The sequence below is a fragment of the Duganella sp. Root198D2 genome (genome assembly GCF_001428585.1).
GTDB lineage: Bacteria > Pseudomonadota > Gammaproteobacteria > Burkholderiales > Burkholderiaceae_D > Rugamonas.
The window spans coordinates 1-23358 of the sequence record NZ_LMIC01000026.1 but is presented as its reverse complement, the minus strand read 5'-3'; the positions used below and the strand labels follow the sequence as shown (position 1 = coordinate 23358).

Annotated in this window: 17 protein-coding genes and 2 rRNA genes; 4 read left to right on the top strand and 15 right to left on the bottom strand. The window is 64.0% G+C overall.

Annotated elements, in window-relative coordinates:
* Positions 1–158 precede the first annotated feature (158 nt).
* Entirely contained in the window at positions 159–1364 is a 1206-nt protein-coding gene (locus tag ASE26_RS19750) for a hybrid sensor histidine kinase/response regulator (protein WP_055932070.1), read from the top strand.
* Here the strand turns inward: ASE26_RS19750 and ASE26_RS19745 are convergent.
* The 9 genes from ASE26_RS19745 to ASE26_RS19705 form a co-directional block, all read right to left on the bottom strand.
* Positions 1327–2592: an EAL domain-containing protein gene (locus ASE26_RS19745; protein ID WP_055932067.1), complete on the bottom strand. Its 1266-nt coding sequence runs from the start codon at positions 2590–2592 to the stop codon at positions 1327–1329. The two genes, ASE26_RS19750 and ASE26_RS19745, sit on opposite strands and share 38 nt — an antisense overlap.
* Positions 2579–3688: a chemotaxis response regulator protein-glutamate methylesterase gene (locus tag ASE26_RS19740; protein WP_055932064.1), complete on the bottom strand. Its 1110-nt coding sequence runs from the start codon at positions 3686–3688 to the stop codon at positions 2579–2581. The genes ASE26_RS19745 and ASE26_RS19740 overlap by 14 nt, the downstream gene beginning before the upstream one ends.
* Positions 3685–4185, bottom strand: a complete 501-nt coding sequence (locus ASE26_RS19735; protein WP_057246800.1) for a chemotaxis protein CheD — start codon at positions 4183–4185, stop codon at positions 3685–3687. Before ASE26_RS19735 ends, ASE26_RS19740 begins: the two co-directional genes overlap by 4 nt.
* Before the next feature lies 1 nt (position 4186).
* Positions 4187–4999 carry a protein-glutamate O-methyltransferase CheR gene (locus ASE26_RS19730; protein WP_055932058.1) on the bottom strand — a complete coding sequence of 271 codons (813 nt, stop codon included), beginning with the start codon at positions 4997–4999 and terminating at the stop codon, positions 4187–4189.
* Positions 4999–5469, bottom strand: a complete 471-nt coding sequence (locus ASE26_RS19725; RefSeq protein WP_057246799.1) for a chemotaxis protein CheW — start codon at positions 5467–5469, stop codon at positions 4999–5001. Before ASE26_RS19725 ends, ASE26_RS19730 begins: the two co-directional genes overlap by 1 nt.
* A 9-nt stretch (positions 5470–5478) precedes the next feature.
* A complete protein-coding gene (locus ASE26_RS19720) occupies positions 5479–7098 on the bottom strand; it encodes a methyl-accepting chemotaxis protein (protein WP_082591418.1) in 1620 nt (539 codons plus the stop codon).
* A gap of 10 nt (positions 7099–7108) precedes the next feature.
* The gene (locus ASE26_RS19715) at positions 7109–9148 is read right to left on the bottom strand and encodes a chemotaxis protein CheA (RefSeq protein ID WP_057246798.1); all 2040 of its coding nucleotides are present in this window, start codon (positions 9146–9148) and stop codon (positions 7109–7111) included.
* A 13-nt stretch (positions 9149–9161) separates the two neighbouring features.
* Positions 9162–9437, bottom strand: coding sequence for a lipid asymmetry maintenance protein MlaB (locus ASE26_RS19710; RefSeq protein ID WP_055932049.1), 276 nt, complete (start codon positions 9435–9437; stop codon positions 9162–9164).
* Between the two features lie 63 nt (positions 9438–9500).
* A complete protein-coding gene (locus ASE26_RS19705) occupies positions 9501–11858 on the bottom strand; it encodes a penicillin acylase family protein (protein ID WP_055932046.1) in 2358 nt (785 codons plus the stop codon).
* Positions 11859–12026: 168 nt separating this feature from the next.
* Here ASE26_RS19705 and ASE26_RS19700 point away from each other — a divergent pair, with 168 nt between their 5' ends.
* A complete protein-coding gene (locus ASE26_RS19700) occupies positions 12027–13547 on the top strand; it encodes a M20/M25/M40 family metallo-hydrolase (protein WP_055932043.1) in 1521 nt (506 codons plus the stop codon).
* On the opposite strand, the gene ASE26_RS19695 is transcribed toward ASE26_RS19700, so the two are convergent.
* Together ASE26_RS19695 and ASE26_RS19690 are read right to left on the bottom strand one after the other, a co-directional pair.
* The gene (locus tag ASE26_RS19695; RefSeq protein ID WP_055932040.1) at positions 13548–14960 is read right to left on the bottom strand and encodes a hypothetical protein; all 1413 of its coding nucleotides are present in this window, start codon (positions 14958–14960) and stop codon (positions 13548–13550) included. It lies immediately after the preceding gene.
* Positions 14961–14962: 2 nt separating this feature from the next.
* Positions 14963–16174 (bottom strand): SPFH domain-containing protein, encoded by a 1212-nt coding sequence (locus tag ASE26_RS19690; protein WP_055932038.1) that lies wholly within the window; start codon positions 16172–16174, stop codon positions 14963–14965.
* A gap of 158 nt (positions 16175–16332) precedes the next feature.
* Here ASE26_RS19690 and ASE26_RS19685 point away from each other — a divergent pair, with 158 nt between their 5' ends.
* Positions 16333–17019: a response regulator transcription factor gene (locus ASE26_RS19685; protein WP_057246797.1), complete on the top strand. Its 687-nt coding sequence runs from the start codon at positions 16333–16335 to the stop codon at positions 17017–17019.
* Entirely contained in the window at positions 17016–19040 is a 2025-nt protein-coding gene (locus ASE26_RS19680) for a HAMP domain-containing sensor histidine kinase (RefSeq protein WP_055932031.1), read from the top strand. Before ASE26_RS19685 ends, ASE26_RS19680 begins: the two co-directional genes overlap by 4 nt.
* Positions 19041–19043: 3 nt before the next feature.
* Here the strand turns inward: ASE26_RS19680 and ASE26_RS19675 are convergent, their stop codons facing one another.
* The 4 genes from ASE26_RS19675 to ASE26_RS19660 form a co-directional block, all read right to left on the bottom strand.
* On the bottom strand, positions 19044–21689 hold the full coding sequence (locus ASE26_RS19675) for a DUF6493 family protein (protein WP_055932029.1): 2646 nt from the start codon (positions 21687–21689) through the stop codon (positions 19044–19046).
* Positions 21686–22870 carry an SWIM zinc finger family protein gene (locus ASE26_RS19670; protein ID WP_055932026.1) on the bottom strand — a complete coding sequence of 395 codons (1185 nt, stop codon included), beginning with the start codon at positions 22868–22870 and terminating at the stop codon, positions 21686–21688. The genes ASE26_RS19675 and ASE26_RS19670 overlap by 4 nt, the downstream gene beginning before the upstream one ends.
* 192 nt (positions 22871–23062) lie before the next feature.
* Positions 23063–23175: ribosomal RNA gene (rrf, locus tag ASE26_RS19665) — 5S ribosomal RNA — on the bottom strand.
* Between the two features lie 102 nt (positions 23176–23277).
* Positions 23278–23358, bottom strand: a 23S ribosomal RNA gene (locus ASE26_RS19660); the annotation flags it as partial.

Here is a 23358-nt window from a genome sequence, read left to right as displayed (position 1 = left end):
GCAGCAGAGAAGCGAGATTATGCGGTACAGCGTGCAGCTCGTCAACCCCTTCTTTTTCTCGTTTCGCTCTGCTGTTTTGTCAGCACTGCGTTGCGAGGGACAGAACTATAGCAAGCCAGATTCACTCTGACAAGGGCCACATGTGAAAAAGGTTTGGGATGCCATCTAAACAAATTCTGCGCCGGCCAACAGTCCTGGTCGTCGACGATTCGCCGACTTTGCTGCTCGCCCTGCTCGATCACCTGAGCCACCACGGCTTCCTGGTAGTTCTGGCCCACGATGCGCGCGAAGGCATGATGCGGGCGGCGTTGGCCGAGCCGGACCTGATCCTGCTTGATATTGTCATGCCTGGCCTGGATGGCTTCGAGGCCTGCCGACGCCTGAAAGCGGATGCCGACACGCGCGATGTCCCGGTCATCTTCATGACGGGACTGAGCGATGCCAAACAAATTGTCAGCGGCTTCGCCGTCGGCGGCGTCGATTACATCACCAAACCGTTCCAGGTTGAGGAAGTGCTGGCCCGCATCAATACCCACATCGCCCTGCGCCGGGCGAACAGTGAACTGAAACAGGCATACCAATCGCTGGCGCGCGCCCAGGAAGACCTGGTGCACCACGAAAAGCTGGCGGCGCTCGGCTCGCTGGTGGCCGGCATCGCACATGAACTGAATACCCCGATCGGCAATAGCCTGATGGTAGCCAGTACATTCGAGGCGCAGACCGGCGAGATTCGCGAGCACTTCACCAAGGGCGAGAATATGCGCCGCTCCGAGCTGGTCGGCTATCTGGATAATGCCTGCACCACGACCGAGATCCTGATGCGCAACCTGCAGCGGGCCGCCGACCTGGTCACCAACTTCAAACAGGTGGCGGTGGACCAGACCAGCACCCAGCGCCGCACCTTCCTGCTGTCGGAAGTGGTGTCGGGCAATGTACTGACGCTGCTGCCATCGATCAGGCGTACTCCATTCGAAGTGCAGCAGTCCGTACCGGATGAGCTGATGATGGACAGCTACCCCGGCCCCCTCGGCCAGGTGATCGCCAACCTGGTGAACAACGCCCTTATGCATGCCTTCGACGGCCGCAGCGAGGGTAAAGTGGAACTGGTAGCGGAGTATGAAAAGCCCGAGTGGATCGCACTGCATGTACGCGACAACGGCAATGGCATCAGCGCCGGCAACCAGGAGCGCATCTTCGACCCCTTCTTTACTACCAAGATGGGGGTGGGCGGCTCAGGCCTCGGCCTGCATATCGTGCACAGCATCGTGTCCGATATCCTGGGTGGCCGCATTACAGTTCGCAGCGAGGAGGGCCGCGGCACCTGCTTTACCCTGTCCCTGCCGCTGGAGGCGCCGCGTCACTGAGCCGGTGTCCGGCACAGTCGCGCAGGCGCTGGCGGCTATCCTTATACCATTCGACGAATTCGCTCCCTGCCATCGGGGCGGCAACCAGTGGCCCCTGCCCCGTGCCGCAGCCCATTTCACGCATCAGTGCCCAGTCCTCGACGTTTTCGATGCCGTCGGCGCAAGCCGGCACGCCAAGCTTGCCGGCCATGGCCAGCAAGCTTTCAAATAGCGGCCGGCGGTGGCTGCGCTGGGCTGCTTCGTGCACGAACAAGGGATCGATTGAAATCTCCGACAGCGGAAAAGAGGCAAAGTCGCGCGTTTTTGCCTCGTAGCGGCCGCAGTGGACGGCACCGATGCCGTAGCCGCGCAAGCTAAGGCGGCCAATATTGTGCAGCAATTCCGGCTCGCAGGCCGCAATCACCGCTTCACTGATTTCCCAGCATACGCTGCCCGGCTTGACGTCCTGGGCCTGGATGCCGGCCACCAGCCGCCCCAGTTCCCCCAGGTCTTCCAGCAATTCGGCCGGCAGCGGGAGCGAAAGTTTGATCGCCGACAGCCCCATTTCCTGCCACCCGTGCAAGTCAGCCGCGGCCTGGGTCGCCAGCGCCAGCAAAATGGCGCCTATCGTTTCACTGTCGCCAGCCAGCACCGGCAGCAGGCTGGCAACGTCCATCGGGGGACGCCCTGGACGACGCCAACATCCCTGGACGGCAATACCCACCATCCGGCCGCTATCAAGGGCGACGCGCGGTGCATATAAGGGCATGAATTCCGCAGCCGCCAACCCGGCTTCGATTTCAGTGATATTCGGGATCTCGGGCGCCACACCCTGCTCCAGCTCAGCCAGCGCCAGCATCGAGGCATCGTGCAGCAACCCCTGCAGCGCTTCCAGGCGCACCGGCTTGGGCATGGTGGATAGCAGGCGCATCGCACTGCCCGACGGCAGGCTGCTTGCCGCTTCCAACAGGCGGGGCTGGTTAGCGGAGGCGGCAATGAGGTTGGCGGCCCAGCGTCGCTTTTCCAGCTGCTGGATCAGCTCCACGCCATCCATGCCCGGCATGTCGAGGTCGGTCAGCACCAGGTCCACCGGAGCGGCCAGCTGCTCCAGCGTGCGCAAAGCATTGATACCGTCATTCGCGATCAGGACGGTGCCGAAGCCAATCTGGCGCAACAGCGCCGCAACGTGCTCGCGTTGCACCGCGCTATCTTCAACGATCAAGGCCGTGCTTGCGCTAAAGTCCTTCATTCGTCCTCCGTTCCATACCGCCATATTGCAGGATTTCGCGGCTGATTGCATCCAGCGCGACGCTGCGCTCTGCAGCGCCGCGCTTCACAGCTTCACGCGGCATGCCGTACACCACGCAACTCTGTTCGTCCTGCGCCAGCGTGCGGGCGCCGGCCTGGCGCATTTCCAGCAGGCCTGCTGCGCCATCGTCGCCCATGCCGGTCATGATGATGCCGAGCGCACTGGCGCCGGCACACTTCGCGACGGAGCGGAACAACACGTCCACCGAGGGCCGGTGGCGATTGACCAAAGGCCCGTCAACCACCTCAACGAAATACTGGGATGGGCCGCGCCGCAACAGCATATGGCGCCCGCCGGGGGCAATCAGCGCATGGCCTGAGCGGACGGGGTCGTTGTTGCGCGCCTCCCTCACTTCGATCCGGCACAGTCCATTCAGGCGCTCGGCGAATGCGGCGGTGAACTGCTCCGGCATATGCTGCACAATGACGATGCCCGGCACAGCAGGCGTCAGCTCGGCCAGTACCCGTTCCAGCGCCTGCGTGCCGCCGGTCGACGTACCCAAGGCCACCACGCGCCCGTTGCCGCGGGCCGGCAGCGCGCCCTCCACCGCCGGGGGCAGGATGGCGTCCGCGCTGAGTTTGGCCGATGGCACCACAGGCGGTGCAGCTGGACGGCCGCCGGAAATTGACTGCAGCCGCGCTTGGGCCGCACTGCGCACGGCGGCTACCAGCTCCTCGCAGCCATCGTGCAGCGACTGCCGCGGGTCGAGCCTGGGCTTGCCTACCACGGCAACCGCGCCGGCGGCCAGCGCCTCCATTGAGGTGCGGGTGCTCTTTTCCGTCAGCGAGGAGCAGATGACGACCGGTGTCGGGCGTTCGGCCATGATCTTGCGCAGGAAGGTGATGCCATCCATGCGCGGCATTTCAACATCCAGCACCACCACGTCCGGCCACTGCAGGCGCATGCGCTCCCAGGCAAGGATCGGATCGGCCACGGCGTACGTAACTTTCATGTCCGGCTCGCGCCCCAGCAGGCCGCTCAGCACTTGCCGCACTACCGCCGAATCGTCCACCACCATGACCTTGATCTGCTTCATGCGCCTCCCTTTTCCCCCTGGCGTACCCAGACGTCGCCCGTGGCCACGTCGAACAGGATATGCCGGTGCCCAATGCCGAACAGGCTCTCCGACACGACGGGAACGCCGTACTCCGACAGCAGCTTTTCAGCAGCCATGCCGTTACGGTGGCCGATACCCGGTTGCCGCCCCGCTTCGATCGATGGAAACATGGTGCCGCCGCCGAACACCTTCGCTTCGCACTCACGCACAAGTACCCCGCGTTCCTGCAGCTGCGCCACCATCAATTGCATTGCATCGTTGCCATAGCGGCCGCTCAACCCGGCCGCCCGCTCTGCATCGGGCCCCGATTCGCGCTCCGAAAGCAGGAAGTGCGACATGGCGCCGATGCGCAAGCGCCGGTGCCAAAGGGTGATCGACACGCAGGAACCGAGCACGGTACGGATGCGGTAACGCGCATCGCCAACGAAGTACTCACCGGGCAGCAGGTAGACCTCGAAAACGGCGCCCGTTTCCATATCATTCCTTGCGATAGATTGCCGGCGCAATGCTGCGCACCGGAAGTCCCATATCGTGCAGGCTTTCCGCGTGGCCGATATACAGGTGTCCTCCCGGACGCAGGAATTCAAGCACGCGCTGCGTCACACGGCGCTTGGTTTCGCCGTCAAAATAGATCAGCACATTGCGCAAAAAAATGACGTCGAACTTGCCCAGCGCCGGCAGGTGCGCCGCATTCAGGTTGACCTGGGCGAACTCCACGCATTCGCGCAGCACGCGCGATACCAGCAGCGTGCCATCCTCGGCATCGATGCCCTTCAGGCAGAACCGGCGCAGGTATTCCTGGGGCACGTGGGCCGCGCGCATCATCGGGTAGTGGCCCTGGCGCGCCGTCTCCAGCACGCGCGCGCTGATATCGGAGGCCAGCACCTCCCATCCTTGTGGCGGCAACAGGTCGGCCAGCACCATGGCGATCGAATACGGCTCTTCCCCTGTAGAGCAGGCCGCGCTCCAGGCCCGGAACGGTTCGCTGCGCTGCCTGCGTTCTTTCAGTACGGAGCGCAAATGCTCGAAATGGCGGGCTTCGCGGAAGAAGTAGGTTTCGTTGGTGGTCAGCAGGTCGATGGCAATCTGGGTTTCCTCCGGTGCAGCGCCGCTGCTGATCAACTGGAAATAGGAGTCGTAGCTACTGAACTGCAGGTGATGCAGGCGTTTGGCCAGCCGCCCGGACACCAGCGGTTTTTTGGCGTCCGACAGGGAAATCCCCGCCGCTTCGTGGATGAAACGCTGGAATTGCACGAACTCGCGGTCCGTCAGAGGAGCCACTGGCTGCATCAATTCACATCCCCCGCCATTGCAGCGATTTCCGGCACGTTCAGCACTGCCTCCAGGTTGACCAGGATAAGAAACTTTCCACTGACCTTGCCGATGCCGGTGATGAAATCATTGCGCAGCCCCGCGCCAAAACTGGGCGGCGGCGCGATTTGCCCGGCATCGATGTCGAGCACCGCATTCACCGCGTCGACCTGCAAGCCTAGCACCTGCTGCTCGGGCGGCATCCCGCTTTCTACGATGACGATGCAGCTGCGCCGTCCAATCACGCCTGGCGCGCGCCCGAAACGCGCAGCCAGGTCCAGCACCGGCACCACGGCGCCGCGCAAGTTGATCACCCCGCGCACGCAGGGCGGCATCATCGGCACGTCGGTCACGCCACCGTACTCGATGATCTCGCGCACCGCAAGTATGCCCAGCCCAAACGTTTCCTCGCCCAGGCGGAAACTCAGGTACTGGTGCTCAGCATCCATGCCCTGCCCTCAAAATCGTGTGAAGTTGCTTTCATCCAGCGTCGGCACCCGGGACAGGCGGCGCAGCGAGGCGCGCTGGCTGGCGGGAGGCTTCGTTTCAACGTTGCGCCGCGGCGCCTCATCCTGCGCGACTCGGAAGAAGCGTACCAGCTGCTGCAATTCCTCCGCCTGGCTGCTCATTTCCTCAGCAGTGGAGGCCAGTTCTTCCGCACCGGCAGCATTTTGCTGCGTGGTTTGGCTCAACTGCCCCATTGCCATATTGATCTGCCCCACTCCGGAAGCCTGCTCTATCGACGCGGCTGCAATCTCCTGCACCAGGCGCGAAGTCTGCTGGATCGCCGGCACCATGGCGTCGAGCAATCCGCCGGCCCGCTCTGCCACCTGCACGCTGTCGCAGGCCAGGTCGCCGATTTCCTGCGCCGCCACCTGGCTGCGCTCGGCCAGCTTCCGAACTTCCGCCGCCACGACGGCAAAGCCGCGCCCATGCTCGCCGGCGCGCGCCGCTTCGATGGCGGCGTTCAGCGCCAGCAAATTGGTCTGGTAGGCGATATCGTCGATGATCACGATGCGCTTGGCGATATCGCGCATGGCGCTCACCGTGCTGCGCACCGCTGCGCCGCTCTCCCCGGCCTCGCCGGCCGCTTTGGAGGCAGTGGTGTCGGTAATCCGCGCATTGTCCGTGTTCTGGCCGATCGAGGCACTCATCTCTTCCACCGAGGCGCTGGTTTCTTCGACACTGGCAGCCTGCTCGCTGGCCGCCTGCGACAGCGACTGCGCCGTGGCGCTGACCTCCTCCGAGGCAGCCGCCAGCGCCAGCGCCCCGTTACTTACCTCCGATGCGACGCCGGACAGCTTGTCCACCATCTGCTTCATCGACGCCAGCAAGCTACCCTTATCCCCTTTTCTCAGGCTGATTTGCACCGCCAGGTTGCCCAGCGCGACCTCTTGCACGATGTGGGCGGCATAATCCGGCTCGCCGCCTAACTGGCGCAACAAGCCGCGTATCATCCAGGCCGACAGTGCGATACCGGCCAGCAGGCCGCCGCCCAGCAGCATGGCGTTGGTGCGCATCGTGGCCGCGGTTTGCGCCATGGCCGACTCGTATTCCTCACGCGCCACCCGCTCCTGCAAGTCGATCAGTTTGCCCATGGCGGCCAACACGGCCCGGAACGGCACGTCGGCGCCGCGCGCCTCTTCCAACGCCTCCTTGAACTTGCCGGCACGCGCCTTCAGGATGACGGCACTGCGCAAATCCTGCCAGGTATTCCAGGCCGCCGTGTACTGCGCGACCAACTGCTGTTCTTCCCGGGTCAGGAAAGTGGCCAGGTACGCGTTCCAGTTCTTGCGGATCAGCTCCTGGTGCGAGGCGTCGCCTTGCTGGGCCGCCTCCACCTCGGCCAGGCTGCCGGCGGCAGCTGTCATCACCATGCGGTGGCGGGTGCGCAGCGTGTATTCATTGACCTTGCCAAGGTAGATCAAGGCCACCGTCCGGTCTTCGTAGGTTGCCTTCAAGCGCGCATTGCTGAATTCCATGCCGCGCATGCCGGCATAACCGATACCGGCCATCATCAGTACCAGCACCCCGACCAGCAGGCCAAGGCGTATCCCAACTGTCAGTTTTCGCTGCATCGTCTCGCTCCTATGCTGCCAGGTTGCCAGCCTGTCTTGCCTGTAGTTGTTTGAGCAGTGCCGGTATGTCCAGGATTAAAGCCACATCGCCGCTGCCCAGTACCGTTGATCCGCTCAGGCAGGAGATGCCGCTGAACACAGGACTGAGCGGCTTGATCACGGCCTGGCATTGCCCCTGCAGGCTATCCACCACCAGCCCCGCGCGCTGGCCGGCATGCCGCACCACCAGCACGCTTTCGCGGCGGGGGGCGGAGCCTTGCAGGCGGAACAGCTGGCGCAGGGCGACTGTCGGCAGCACTTCGCCGCGCAGGTCGGCGAAGCCACGCCGGCCCTCGCGCTCGTACTCCACGCATTCTTCTATCGTACCGAGCGGGATGGCGAAGCGCGAGCTGCCTACCGTCACCAGCATGCAGTCCATGATCGCAAGCGTCAGCGGCAGGCGTACGCGCACCGTGGTGCCGCGGCCAGCCTCGCTGTCGATGGTGATGCTGCCGCGCAGCGCCTCGATATTGCGCTTGACCACGTCCATGCCGACGCCGCGCCCCGACAGGCTGGTCACCGTGCTGGCGGTGGAAAATCCCGGCTCGAATATCAGCCCGAACACTTCGCTGTCGCTGACCTTGTGCTCCGCATCGAGCAGGCCGCGTTCGATGGCAGTGGCGATGATGCGTTCGCGCTGCAGGCCGCCGCCGTCGTCGCCGACCTCGATCACGATGCTGCCCGAGTCGTGAAAGGCGTTCAGGAATACCGTACCTTGCAGCGGTTTGCCGCGCTGGCGCCGTACTTCGGGCGGCTCAATGCCGTGGTCGATGGCGTTGCGCACCAGGTGGGTCAGGGGGTCGCCAATGCGTTCCACCAGGGTCTTGTCCAGTTCCACGTCTTCGCCGCTCAGGACCAGGCGGATGTCCTTTCCGATTTCGCGCGCCACATCGTGCACCACCCGCTGGAAACGGTTGAACGTGGCGCCGATCTTCACCATCCGCAGTTGCAGGGCGCTGTCGCGCACCTGTTCGACCAGCTCAGCCAAGGCAGAAGTACTGTCCTGCAGGTCGGCGTCCTTATGGCGGCTGCCGATCATCTGGGTGCGTGCACTGGCGATGATCAGTTCTCCCACCAGCGTAATCAGGTGCCCCAGGCGCTCGGCATCGACGCGGATGGTGCGGCTCTCGTTCGGCTTGGCCGCCACCGCGCCAGCTTCAGGCCCTGCCAGCTGCGCTGCCACCGCCTGCGGCACCACCGAACCGAGGCCGCTGGCCTGCAGGACGCCCGCAATAGCGTCGCCATGCAGCGGCAGAATATTGGCCAGGCGCTGGAAGTCGTCATTGCTGCTGCCGGGCGGCAGCAGTCGCAAAGTGCATTCATCGTGCAAAAATTCGAACACCTTGCTGATTTCTTCGGCGTTGGAAACTGTCTCCAGCACGATTTCAAATCCGAGGTAGCAGCTTTGCGGATCCATCTGCTCCGGCGGCGGCAAGCCACCGTCCACCGTGGCCAGTGCGACAATCCGTCCCAGGCGGCCGAGATAGGCAATGAAGGATGCCGGGTCCATCCCGTGGCGGAACACGTCGCGGCCGAATTCCAGCGATACCAGCCAGAAGCCGCTCTCGCCGGCCTCGATCCCGGCACCGAAAACCGGCGGCAGAGCCGTCTCGCCCAAGGCCGGCGCCGGGGCGAGGTAGGCATGCAGGGCATCCAGTTGCGGGCGGCACCGCTCACCAAGCTCGCCTCGCCCGCCCCGCTCGACATCGCCCACCATGGCTCCAATCTGGTCCGCGCACTCCAGCAACAGCGCGAGCAGGTCGTCATCGAGCGGCTGCGCGCCATTGCGCACCTCTTCCAGCACGCTTTCGACCGCATGGGTGAACAGCACGATGTAGTCCAGCCCGAACAGGCCGGCCGTCCCTTTGATGGTGTGGGCGGCGCGGAAGATGGCATTGACGGCCTCCTCGCGCGCGGCAGGCTCGCCCAGCTTCAGCAAGCCGGCCTCCATTTCAGCCAGCAATTCCCCCGCCTCGGTGACAAACGCCTGCAAGCCTTCGTCCAGGTCCATGGCGCCTGCCTTCCTATTCGATGCGCAGCAACGCGAACAGCGCGGCCACGGCCGGGCTGCAAGCGCCCAGACGCAGCTCTTTCCGGCTGGCTTGCGCGGCGCGGCGCGCCATCAGCAGGAGCTGGGCGCCTGCGGTATCGATCTCCGTGACGCCCGCCAGGTCCACTTCCAGCGCCTGCGACTGCGCCAGGCGTGCCAGCAGCACGTCTTTCAGTTCCTGCACGCGCCGGATCGTGAGGTCGCCCTCGATAAAGAGCAGCGCCGGCGGCTGGATGCGCTGTGAGCTCATGCGCCAATCGTATGCCCATGCCCAGTGACTGGCAAGCGCGGCGTGCGTAGTTGCACTACATCACTATTCTTGCAATTGCCTGATCCGGCGCGCCGGGTCGGCGGCAATGGCGGATGCGGAAAAAGGCAGCAAGGGCAGGCGTTTTTCCGCGTACAGCGGCAGCTGGTCGGCATAGTGCGCCGAACGCGGATCGGTCGACTGGCCGTAGACCAGCAGGCCGCGCGCCTGCGGCCCGTTTTCATCGAAGCTGACCAGATGGATATAGCTGGTGCCCCACGTCACGCGTTCGTAGCCCGATGCTCCCAGCGTGCCGGCCATGTGGATCGAGTTATAACTGCCATCGATGTCGCCGATCGCACCGTGGATCGGAAAGCGCTGGCCATTGCGGGGCTCTACCTGGAAATCGGCCAGGCGCCCGTCGAACGGCACGCCAAGCTGCCGCAGGCGCAAGGCCGCGTCATTCAGTGCTGCCAGCATGGCCGGTACCGCCGCCGGCGCCACGCCACGCGGTGAATGCAGGGGATCGGCAGCATCGAATGCCAGCGCCCAGATCCCAGGCAACCTGGCTGCGCTGTTCCAGAATTCGCGGAACAGCACGGCGCCGCGGCTATCCAGTTCCGCCTTGCGGTCCCACGCTGCCAGGGCGGCGCATGCCTTCAGCAGCACGGCGTCGGGGCTAGCCATGCAGGCCGGGAGCAGTTCCGGCAGCACCAGCTCTGCCGCCAGGATGCGGTTGGCGAACAGCAGCGCCTGCAGGTCCTGCGGCCCCACTTGCCCGCGCTGCGCCAGCATGTCCTCGATGCCGATAAAGGCGCTGCGCGTGCGCAGGTGCTGCGCCACGCCCACCGGGCCGTACAAGGGCGAGTAGCCAAGCGGCGCCGGCCCAAGCAGCAAATGCCGCGCATTGGTGAGCCAATACCCATCGTTGGAATTTGCAACATAGTCTGCGCGCTGCAGGCTTGGCGCATTGGTGCCGCCGAAAATACCGTCCGGCGTGCCGTCGTCGTCACGCCCCCAGGCGCAGGAAGCGCGCGAGCCATCGAACATCAGCAAGCTCGCCAGCAGCAGGCAGTCGCCGCCGAATTTGTCGGCGCTCTGGTGCGGCACGACGCTGGCATCGGCGTAAAAGGCGCCCCCGTTCCGGTCCGCCGCCACCGTATTCACCCAGGGCAGGCCGACCAGGCGCCCGAGCTGCATCTTCAGTTCCTGCACGCTGCCGGCACGGCCGATGGCGAGCCACTGCTCCATCGAACGCGTATTGTTGCGATTCGGGTCGCCCAGCACCAGCAGGCCGCCCGGTCCTTGCGGACTTCCCGGCACTGCCATCACCGCACCAAGCTTGCTGAAGTAGAAGGCCTTGCTTTTCTTCAGCAAGCTGCCGTTCGCCTGCAGCACATCGATTGCCGCGGTTCGGGTTTCCAGCCATTGCGGCACGCCGTCGACTACATAGCGCATCGGATCGGAAGCATCGCGTGCCAGGCGAAACGTCGTGAAGTGCACGGCCTTGGTCACGGTATGGGTCCAGGCCAGGTCCTTGTTGAAGCCTATCACCACCAGCGGCAAGCCGCCCAGGCTGACGCCCATGGCATCGTAACTGCCCGGCACGGTGACATGCAGCTGATAGAAACGGTCGGTACTGGTCCAGGGATAGTGCGGATTTCCGAGCAGGATGCCGCGCCCATTGCTGCTGGCTTCCTTGCCGATTGCCAGTGCGTTGCTGGCCATGGCGCCCTGGGTGGGCAGCAGGAAAGGCTCACTGGACGGCAGGGCATCCAGCGGCCCGGCCCGCAGCGCCAGGCTGGCATTGCCGCTCACGTCGCGCGCGGCTGCGACGATCTCGGCGGCGAATACTTCGCCGGTGGCATGCAGCGCCTTCTCAGCGATCAGCAGCATCACATCGTCTGTACCGATCGGCTTGACCCAGGCCGCCTTGCTGCAAGCTTCGGGCAGGCGCCCGCCGTGCTCGCGCAGGTAGCGGTTGTAGCCGGCGGCATAACCGCGCAGCAGTTGCCGGATTTCGCTGGAACCGGCGGCATAGCCGGCCCGCAGCTTCTCGATATCCAGGTAGCCTTTGAAAAAGAAGTCGCTGTCCTCATTGCGCAAATCCATGAAGTCGAGGGCAGCGCCATACTCGCCGTTGCGGGGCCGGGTGGCGCGGGCTTCCGCACCAAAGTAACGCGAACGTTCGCCGCGCACCGTCAGGAAACTGTCGGCCAGCATGCAGATATTGTCTTCGGCGAAGGAATAGGCGAGGCCATAGCCGACACCGGCAAAATCCTTGGCCTGGATATGCGCCACCCCGTAGCTGGTGCGGGTGACTTCGGCGGCAAATTGCGGTGCAGGCATGCCGCCGTTGCTGCCCTTTCCAGTGCAGGCGGTCAGGAATATGGCCGCACATGCGGCCAGCAGTTGCGCTTTCATGGTCTACCTCCGCGGAAGAAAAGTGCACACTTCCATGATGTGCGCGGCATTTCCGCGACAGTTGAGACAAATCAAATTGGTACACAATCGCGCGCAAGCACTAATCTGCTAATATTTTTGACAAATGCACCCGCCCCGGGTGCATTTTTTTTGCGCAAAGGAGCGGACATGAAGAGATTCACACCGGTCGTACTGGCAGCAGGACTCTTGGCAGCCAGCGCAGCAAATGCAGCCCCCACCTGGATCACCCTTGGCGACGCGGCGTATGCCAAATTGCAAGCCGCTGCGCCGCAGGCCATCGCGAAGCAGAGCAAGCAAGGCCTGGGCAAGGAGAAAGTCCACCTGGTGCAGGTCGACGAAGAAACCATGCTGAAACTGTCGGCCGCCATCCACAAGGAACTGAAGCGCTGCGGTGGATTCATCGTGCACTCCAGCGAACAGGAAGGGCTGCAGGCGCTGTCCAAGGCTGGCACCGTGCAGCCGCTCGCATTGGCCGTGACCCGCCCCAGCTACGCGATCGACAACCAGACCACCGTCAACGGCATCCTGCCGACGATGCAGGCGTCGAACATCGAGCAGACCATCATCGACCTGTCGAACTTTGCGAACCGCTACTACCGCACGACCAACGGCGCCAATGCCTCCAACTGGCTGGCGCAGAAGTGGACCAGCATGGCAGCCGGCCGCAGCGATATCAGCGTGAGCCAGTTCACGCACTCGGGCTACAACCAGAAGTCCGTGATCATGACCATCAACGGCACCGACAATGGTTCGGAAGTCATTGTCATGGGCGGCCACCTCGATAGCATCAACATGAGCGGCAATGGCGAGACCTCGCGCTCGCCGGGCGCCGACGACGACGCCTCCGGCATCGCCAGCCTGACCGAAGCGGTGCGCGCCATGATCGCTTCCGGCTACAAGCCGCGCCGCACCATCAAGATCATGGGCTACGCAGCGGAGGAAGCCGGCCTGCTCGGCTCCAAGGATATCGCCGCCAACTTCAAGGCCAACAACATCAACGTTGTCGGCGTGATCCAGCTCGATATGACCAACTACCGCGGCTCGGCCAAGGACGTCTGGATCTATACCGACTACACCGACAGCCAGCAGAACACCTTCCTGGCTTCACTGATGTCGAACTACCTGCCGACCGTCACCGTGGGCTACAGTTCCTGCGGCTACGCCTGCTCCGACCATGCCTCGTGGCAGAACCAGGGATTCCCGGCTTCGATACCGTTCGAGACGCTGATGGGCGAAGATAATCCTTACATCCACACCGCCAACGACACTTACGCCAATTCGGGCAACCAGTCCGACCATGCACTGAAGTTTGCCAAGCTGGCTGCCGCGTATGCGGTGGAACTGGGCAGCGACGGCCCTGTCATCGTCAAGCCGGACACTGTGGAAACCTTTACCGGCAGCCTGACGCAGAACCAGAAGAAGACCTTCGGCCCATTCAAGGCCGGCGTCGGCACCTTCAAGGCCGAAACCACCGGCACCGGCGACATTGACCTCTACGTGCGCAAGGGCTCCTTGCCGACCACCAGCAGCTATAGCTGCAAGTCGGACGGCTCCACGGCAACCGAGACCTGCAGCACCAGCGTTACGGCAAACGGCGATGTCTACGTCATGCTGAACGGCTACAGCGCCGGGAACTACAACCTGAAGGTGACCTACAAGCCGCAGTAATCAGCGCAAGCTGACCGTCTGCCGTTTCCAGGCCGGGTCCTGCCACTTGTAGAAAGTGGACAGCGATTCCGGCCTGTCGGCGCCGCGCTCAGTGGCCAGCGTCGCCATATCCAGCAGTTCGAAGCTGCGGCGGAACTTGCCCTCGGTGCGCACTTCCCGCGCCGCCAGCATCTTGGCGGTGCCGGGTACCCAGCCCGCGAATTCCGCATAGCCGATGTCGGGATCGCTGGAGGCCGGCGGCAGCACGTCCACCACCCAGCTTTCGCCCAGGCGGCGGAACACCCACATCTCGCGCCAGCCGTCCAGCGGCTGCACCGCCAGCGCCAGCGCCGTGCCTTGCGGATGCACGCGTGCAGAGGCCGTCCAGGCTACGCCCCAGGTGCAACGGCTGGCGAGCTGCTTGCCGCCGCCCTGCAGGGTCACGCAAGTTTCCCCCGGCCGGCCCGGCGCCGCGGTAACTGCAAGCTGGGGCGCCGTCTTGCCTGGCGCCGGCACCGGCTCCAATGCCCAGCGCACGGCGCCGACGCGCACGCCCGCTTCCGCATAGGCGGCATTGTCCTCGTCCGCCAGCTCCTGCTTGTTGACTGCCGCCAGCGCCTGTTCGGCGCGGCCGGCTGCCGGCGCCGCATCCTCGCCCTTGCGCGCACGCTGGAAGGCCACGCTCGACCAGACTGCCGCGCGCCGCATATGGATACGGTTCTTCATATGTTCCGGCAGGCGCGCCAGGTCCACCGTGTCGAGCAGCTCGGCACGCCAGCGGTCATGCTCGGCGCGCTGCAGCACGCCCAGCGCCGGGTCGATGCAGGCGCCGTTGCTCAGCGCCAGAGCGGCCCGGTAGCGCTGCTCGGCGCTTGCCGCGGCAGCCAGCACCCGGCGGAAGGCGTCGCCGTCGTAGCACACCCGGACTTTGCCGTCATTCTCGTAGCTGCGCATTGCCACGCCATAGCTGGCCACCACCTCCAGATGGGCGGCCAACGCGGTCTCGGCCTGCGGTGCCAGTTTGGAAGAGGCGCGCGCCGCCAGCCTTTCAGCCATGCTGCCGATGGCATCGAACGGTTCGGCGTCGATTGCTTGCGGCGCCGCTGCCTTCAGGTAGGCAGCGCCATAGCTGATGCCCAGCGCTTCGGCGCCCGGCGTGTCGCGCAGGAAGCGCATCACGGCCAGCAGCTCCGGTGCGGCGCCAGGCTGTAAATTGACCTGGCGCACGCGCGCTGCGCGCACATACCCGGCGCGTTCGCGGCGATGGTCGTACACCTGCAGGAAATCGCCGCGGGTGCCGCGCACCTCCAGCGCGTCGCCCTGCCACAGCACCGCCTGGGCCTGGGCCGATTCACGCGGCGCCGCGCGCAGCGGCAGTTGGTCCTGGGTGACGATGGCCAGGGCCACGGTGGCGGCAAGCATCGGAACAGCCATGGTTATTCCCCGGAGTTGGCGGCAATGCGCTCGGTGTGCGCGGTCTTTGGCGCGCCAACCAGCGTCGAGCCAATGAAACCGCCATCGGCCGGCGGCGGTGCGATAATGACCGACACCTTGTCCGACAGCTTGTCGGCCATGGTCTTCTGGATCAGCAGCGGGTGCTTGCTCAGCAACTCGCCGTCGCGCTCCATCTGGGCGCTGGCGATCTTGCCCACCAGTTCCTGGCGATAGGCTTCGGCGTCCGCCAGCTTGCGGCGCGAATCCGCCTCGCCGGAAGCTTCGATGATGCGCGCCTGGGCATTACCTTCCGAGGTCTTGATACGGGCGGTCTTTTCAGCTTCCGCCTCCAGCTCGCGCTGCTTCACTTGCTTCTCCTTGAACGGGAGCACATGGCGCATGGCTTCTTCCTGCGCCCTGGCGGCGATTACCTGCTCGGAGGCGGCGGCTTCGGCGGCTTTTTCACGCGCCACTTTTTCGGCCTCGGCTTCCAGCGCGGTCTGGCGCACCAGCTTTTCCTTCAGTTCCAGCGTATAGCGCATTTTTTCGGATGCCAGCTCTTCGGCCAGCAGTTTCTCCATGCCGGCCTTGAAATCTTCCGGCAGCACGACCTTGCCGATGGTGACGCTGCGCAGCGCAAGGCCGTCGGCTGCCAGCTTGGGTTTCAGTTCGGCCTCGATGGACTGCTGGATTTCAGCGCGCTTGGAGGAGAAGATTTCACGCACGGTGTAGCGCGTCAGGATCTTGTAGATCACGCCTTCCACGTCGGGCGCCACCACGTCGCGCGAGATATCGGCCGGCAGCTTGGCGGCGAACAGTGCCAGGTGTGCCTGGTCCAGGCCATAGCGCACCGATATGTCCAGGCCCAGCGACAGGCCTTCGCCGGACTGGAACGGGGTTTCGCCGGCAGCGGCAGGACGGTAAGTCTGGTCGCGCAGCGACAGCAGGCGCAGTTCATGGATGCCAGGCAGGTCCAGCGCCAGGCCTTCACGCACAATCGAAGTATCGCCGGTCAGGTTATTGGTACGTACCGCCACTTCGCCGCGGCCAACCGTGCGCATTGGAGGGAACTGGTACAAACCGTAAGCGGCGGCGCCGGTCACGGCGAGCAACACGACGCCTTTGCGGGCGCCGGAAGGAAAATGAATGCTGCTGGCAGCACGGCCGAGCGTCGAGCGAATCGCCTGCAGCATCGTACTGATCCGGTTGTTCATGATGATTGCCTTTCTGGTGGTTTGGCCCGGCACGGCGCCGGTACAGCAATCTTCCCGCCAACCCCCGCGAACGTTCAATGCTGCCGCCGGCCCTCTCCCTTCCGCCCTGTGAAGAAAAATTCACGCCGATTTCCCGCCTTTTGGGTAATACTTCACGCATGACCCGTGTAGCTATCATTGAAGACGATCTCCCCACCAGCAACCAGCTCGCCGGCTGGATCGCCGCGGCCCGCCCCGGCATCCAGGTCGACCAGTGGTTCAATCGCGACGACGCCGAGGCGGCCATTGCCCGCGAACGCTACGACCTGGTGGTGCTGGACATCGAACTGGGTCGCGAACGCCATGCCGGCGTTGCGATCATCAACGCCATCAACAAGCGGCATGCAACGCCGGTATTGGTGGTATCGGCCATGCCGGCCGCCATCTACCGTTCGATCATGAAGGCGCTGGATGCCTGGGACTACCTGCAAAAGACCACCTTTGAAGAAGCCGATTTCATCGACACTTTCCTTGAAATCCTGCGCGCAGCCAGGGACAGCAAGCCCGCCGCCGCGCCAGCGAGCGAGCTGGCGATGGATCCGCTGCGCCAGCGTACGCCGACCTGGCGCGGCCAGCGCATCAACCTGCCGCTGACGGCGCAGCGCATCCTGGCGGCCCTGTTCGAACGGCGCGGCCAGGTGGTATCTTATGAAGACCTGTTTGAAGTGGTGAAGAGTGGCCGCAACCGCGACAATATCCGCAAGCATGTGAGCACCATCCGCGACGCCTTCCGCGAAATCGATCCGGCCTTCGAGTGCATCGAAAACATCCCGATGCGCGGCTTCCGCTGGACCGACCAGGCATGAATCCCTTCTCCCTGTTGACGCCGTACCGCCTGCGCATCGTTTTGCGCATGGCCTTTCCGCTTCTGGCCATCGCGACGGTGGGGCTGGCAGTCTCGGTGCTGCAGCAGGAAAAGCAGCTCAGCTACCAGGCTTACGAGAACTCCTTCTACAAGACGCGCGAACAGATCGCCGCAACGCTGCGCCATCCAACCGGCCAGCTCGCCCTGCTGAATCCCGCCGCCGGCCAGGGTCCCGGCCTGCATCCGGTACTGCTGCCCTATGCCGCGCTGGACTTCGACGACCAGGCCAAAGTCCAGCAAGCCATCTCCATGGCCGGCTGCGCCGCGCAATACGGCGACAAAGGCACGCTGTGCGTCGGCATTGGCAACAATCCCTGGGCCGGCGGCTTTGTTTATGTCGCCGGAACTTTTCATTCCCCGCCGCTTGCAGCGCACCCGCTGCGCGAAGAATCGATCGACCAGTCGCACCGCGTCGATGTGAAGGTGAGCCTGCGCGGCCAGGAATACCACTGGATCGCTCCTTTTGAGCAAACCGGTGACCCCGCCAGCGGCGGCATACGCGGACGCCTGACCGGGTACACCGCCGCCGACGCCGGCCAGCCGCACGCCCGCCCGGTGAAGGACTTCCGTGGCTGGATCTGGCAAAGCCCGGTATGCGCGCCGGATGCCGCCCCCGATTGCACGCACAGCACCTTCTTCTCGGTCCGGTTGCCGGTCGGTGTGCTGCAGGATGCGCTGTTCGCCAAGACCAAGCCGACCTGGCCGCCGGAGGACCTGGCAAACATCAATGTCAGCGTAGCAGTACTGCCGCCGCGCGGCGGCCCCGCCCTGCTGGACACCACCCGCGACCAGGCCACGCCGCTGTTCTCGCTGCGCGACCTGGAGTCGCTTCTGTTGCCTGGCGAGACCCTGCGTATCCGCACCGGGCAAGGCAAGGAAGTGCTGTCCCTGTCGGCCGCCAGCAGCAATAGCGACCAAAGCTGGCACGCCCTGCTTACCCTGGTGCGCCACCTGCCAGTCGACACCACCGTCAAGGCACTGCTAACCCGTACCAGCGTGCCAACGCCACTTGGCAACTTCGAGATCGAATTGAGCGGCGATGCCCGCAGCGTCAGCGACACTTTAAGCGTAGTCGCCACCCGCGTGTCATGGTTCGTGGGCGCCATCCTTGGCGCACTGCTGGTGGCATGGCTGGTGGTGGAAGCAGGTATCATCCGCCCGATCAGCATCCTCACCAGGCGCGCAGACAAGGTGGCGCGCTCTGTCAAGACTGCCGGTGCGCTCGATGAATTCGACCTGTCGGACCTGCGCGGCCGCGATGAATTGGGCGTGCTGGCGAATTGCCTGCACGACCTGCTGCGCCGCGTGCGCGAAGATGTGGAAAAGGAAGCGATTCGCGCCGAACAGGAACGCGATATGTGGCATGCAGTCGGCCACGAAATCATGTCGCCATTGCAGTCGCTGATGGCGCTGCACGGCGGCGAGCATGACCCGAGCGGGCGCTATATCCACCGCATGCAGCAGGCAGTGCGCGTGCTGTACGGACAGGCCTCGCCGAGCGAGGCCTTCCAATCCACCACGCTGCAGCTCGAAACCCTCGACCTCGACGCCTTCCTGCGCGATGTGGCGGCCAACGCCCACTGCGTCGGCATTGATGACGTGAGCTACGGCGGCGGCACTCCGGCCATGGTGCGCGCCGATCCTTATTCGCTGGAGGACGTGGTGACCCACATCCTGAACAACGCCAACCGCCACCGCACGCCGGGTACGCCCATCATCATGACGCTTTCGACGGACGAGCGCACAGCCAGCCTGGCCATACACAACCAGGGCGAAGCGATCGAACCCGGGCTGATCGACAAGGTCTTCGAGTACGGCGTCTCAGGACAGGAAGAAGGCGCCAACCGCGGCCAGGGCCTGTTTGTCGTGAAAACCTATATGGCCAAAATGGGCGGCACCGTCGCCGTTCGCAATGTCGATGGCGGCGTCGAATTCACCCTGACGCTGCATGCGGGAGCTTGATCACTAAGCACGTCCGGCCGCGACAGCATCCAGCAAGGAGCGCCTGACGGCTTGCGCTTTGCCGCTTAATGGCAGGCGTTCCAGCGCAGCCAGGTCCGCGGCGGGCGGGCGCAAGCTATACTGCAGTGCCAGTTCCTGCATCAGTTGCAGCAGCTTCGACATGTCGCGCGGCACGCCGCCTGGCGCTACGGCACACAGTCGTCCCAGCAACGACAGCACCACTGGCGGCATCGCGGGATCGGCCGCCGCCGACATCGCCAGGCTTGCAGCAAGCCGCGTTGCCATGAAGTACTCCAGCGGGATCAGTTCGAGCAAGGCCCGCCCCAGCGCGTCCACGTCCAGCCGCCCATCCAGGCTGGCGGCGACGAACGCGTCGACTGCGCGCGCAAGGCGGCCGGGATCCTTGCCCATCAGGGCAAGCGCCAGCGTCTTCGTCGCGGCCGGCGTCATTTCCGTTACCGGGTCGCCGAGCAGGCGCACCCACGCGCCATGATGCCACTGCGCGTCAGCGTATTGCAGGTTATGCGCCAGCCCGGGCAAGGCATCCGCATACACGGCTTCATGGCTGGAGGGGAACAGCGCGGCGCCGAACAGGATCAATGCCTCCGAGTCGCTCCAGAAGCCCTGGTAGCGATACGGCGCAAGCAAGATGTCATCGACTGCTGGCTGTGGCTCCGGCACAGTGGCCCGGGGCTGGAAAAATTCGCCGCCCTCCCATTTCACCAGCTCGTTATACAGGTCAACCCGTGCGACTACAGCGCCATCCGGCAGCCCGCCGCCAAAACCCGATATAGCCATTGGATCGTCCGCGCCAGGATGCCGGATGCGGGAGGCAGCGAGGCATAGCGCCTCATTCGGCTGACGTGGCCATTCCCCGCCCAGCGCGTAGCAAAAGGCCTGGCTGAACGGCGTAACCGGCAGTCCTTCCGCTGCCTTCAGTATTGCAGCATCGTCCGAAGGGGCCAGGCGCAGCAATGCGCGCACTTGTACGCGTAGTGGCAACTGCGCCACGCCAGCACCGAGTTCGCCCGCGCGCTGCACCAACACGGCAGGGTCGATGAAACCGCCGCGATGCGTCGCCAGGTCGAATTGGCTCGCATCCTCGAAACGCTCCGCCAGCACGCCCAGCACACCCGCGCGATTGTGTGCCCGTTCGCGCTGCTCGCCCGCAACAAGGCGCAGTAGCAGGCGCGCGAACTCGCTCGATACGCAGGCCTTCATTTCGTACACGTCCATCTTCACTTTGCGCGCGCGTTTCAGCACCGGCGCGAAACGCAGGCGGTCATCGTCCGACAATGGAGTGGCCCGTAACAAGGCGCCGAAAGCAACTTCGAACAGATCGAGATCGCTCTCGTCTTCAATCAGCCGCGCACACATGGCCACCAGGTCATCGAGCGAAGCCGGCACCGCCAGGGCCCGGGAGGGATCCAGCGCCGACATTGGCTTGCCACGTGGCGGCAGGACGATATCCTGCCAAAATGCTGCCGCAGGAACAGGCTCACCAAGGACCAGCGCATCCAGCTTCGGCTTGATGCTTGCCGCGACAAAAGGCGCCATTCCTTGCAGCGCCCCGCAGGCATCGGCGTCCATGCCCCACTTTTCAATGCGCTCCAGGATCGCCTGCTGCAAATCCGGATCCGTATGCTGCAAGCCGCCAATGGCCACGTGCGCTGCCGCATGCGCACTTGCAGGATCCCGTTTGACCACGGAGTCGAGCATTTTGAGTGCCGCCGCGACCTGAGCCTTCACGGCGGAAAGCATCACCTGCGGCAGCGCGTCCAGCAAGGCGCTTTGCGCCAACACTTTCTTGTCGAACAGCTTGGTACAAGCCTTCAGTGCCAGCGTGACCGTCGGTGGGATCCGGCTTTGCAGCATGCCGAGGTAACACGCGGCATGAGGCGTCATTTCTTCCGCCGACGGCGCGAGCTGGTCATGAAAGCGCGAGAACCACCCTGCGCGGAATTGCGGCCAATCCCGCTCCAGGGTAGCGAGACAGCACGCCAGGAGCTTGGTGCGTGAATACCATCCATCCTCACAGACCTGCAACAGGTGCCAGGCCCAGGTCTGCTCGGTTTTGCAGTATTTATCGATACCGGCCAGATTGACTTCGCTATTGCCTTCGACCTCAAAAATCTTCAGCAGAACTGGATGCAGTGCCTCGCGGTTCTCAACCAGGTATTCGCGCATGTAATGATTCCAGCGCGGCATTGAGATCAGCTGCATCACGCCTTCTTCGTCAAGCGCGTATGGCGACAGGCCTTCAGCGGCGAGCTGCAATGCCGCAGCAATGTGGCCCCTCGCAGCAAAGTCACGGGCAAGTGTACCGATTCCTGACGGTCTTATGCGCTTTGCGACCTCCACCACACGATCAGCTGGCAGGCGGTAGCGGGAAGCCTGATCCGCGGGTGCACAGGCCAACGCCGCGATAGCAATGGCATCGCGTTGGCCATCGGTGGCGAGCATGCCCCAGCTATCGTGGAGCACGGTACGATTCCACCACCAGTAATGCATCAAGTCGGCGACCGCCGCGAGACGTTCAGCCAGGGCAGAACGCTCCTCTGCCGACCTGCCTTCGAGGTGGGCCAGAACTGCATCGCCGTCGCCGGCGTAAATCAGTGTCTCCAGTTCATTGGCAGGCTGGAAGCTCATCGCGTCGCCTCCACCGCCAGGACGTGTTTGCATGGTCCGCGCGCACCCTGGTATTTGGCAAACCACGGACAGGTGCACTGCATTTCCTGCCCCACTTCACGCACGCGGTGCTCACCCACCTGTGCCTCGACCGGATCATTGCTGAGAATTTTCACCGCTTGCCGCTCCAATAGTTCTCGTGCCGCCGCAAGGCGGGGATTCAAATCGTCCACCAGTGCCAGGTCGAATGGCAACACGCGATGGAAATAGCTGTTTGCCGCCACGTCAAAGCCAACCAGCCCTGTCGCACCGAGCACGCGCAGCGCATCGGCAACTTCCCCCGCCGGCAATGCCAGCGCCGCCGCAATCGCAGCCGGATCAAGCGCCGCCTGCCAGTTCAGCTGCGCCCGCACCGACGACAATGCGCTCGAGCCGGCAGCGCGCAGCAGGGCGCGCAGGGACTGTCCCTCGCCTGAAAATCCGCGCCAGGTTTCCGCACTCAGGGCCAGCGTCAGGCGCGCCGGGCCAAAATCAAGCACCCAGGCGCTGGACTGCTGCGCCTCATCCGCGTAAAGCGCAACAGACTTCGCCTTGGGCGCCAACGTTTCAAGCACGCGCAGGCGCGAGCTGTCCGTCATGCGTACGCCATCATGGGATGGCTGCGCCGTCATGCGCAGCCCCGTTGGACCTGCAACGATCCACAAAGGTGTCCGGCCATTCGCATTGCGCGGTAAAGCGCGCAGGAATCGCAGCGCCTCCATGCCGCTCATCGTGTGCCGCAAGCGCATGCCAGCCTGGTAGGACTGCACCTCCAGCATGCCGCGCAACCAACGCAGCGGCAATTCGACTTTGGACTCCGTCACGGAGTTGATGGTCACGCCATCGGCGCCCACCGACAGGTCCATTCCCTCGCTGTCGCGCACGCGCGCCAGCGCAGCGCGCATCGGCGCGTTGAAGTCAACGTTGGTAGTGCCTTTGGCGAGTATGTCGCCGTCATATGCATCCTGCAAAAAGTCGGCGCGGATATAGGTGCTGCAACACCCGGAGAAGCCTTCAAACCGCAGTGCCCCTTCTCCGCAGGTGACCACTGGATCGGCCAGGCGCAGCACTTTCGCCAACGAATTCGCCGGCAGGAAAAAGCGCGAACCAACGATCAGGTGCACCGCGGTGAGCAGCTCGGAAGCGAGCCGGGGTTGCAGCAATCGGCCCTCGAAGAAATGCGGACGCTGGTCCGCATTTGAAGTGGCTAATGTCAGGTGCGGCCGGCCGGCATCTGAAAGACCAGAAGCAAAGGCGTAACGGTAGGAGTGGGAGAGCGCAGGCATGCTGAAAATATAACATGCCGCAAAGCAAAAAGCCCGCTGGCACATGCCTAGCGGGCTTTTCTAATAAGAGCCTGACGATAACCTACTTTCACACTGGTTGCAGCACTATCATCGGCGCAAAGTCGTTTCACGGTCCTGTTCGGGATGGGAAGGGGTGGGACCGACTTGCTATGGTCATCAGGCATAACTTGTAGCACCGTGTTCGCTGAACACGATGCGCAATCTGGAAGAAGTAAAGTGGGTATCTCAAACACAGGCAAGTGCTATATAACCGGCAAGGTTATAGGGACAAGCCGTACGGGCAATTAGTATCAGTTAGCTTAATGCATTACTGCACTTCCACACCTGACCTATCAACGTCCTGG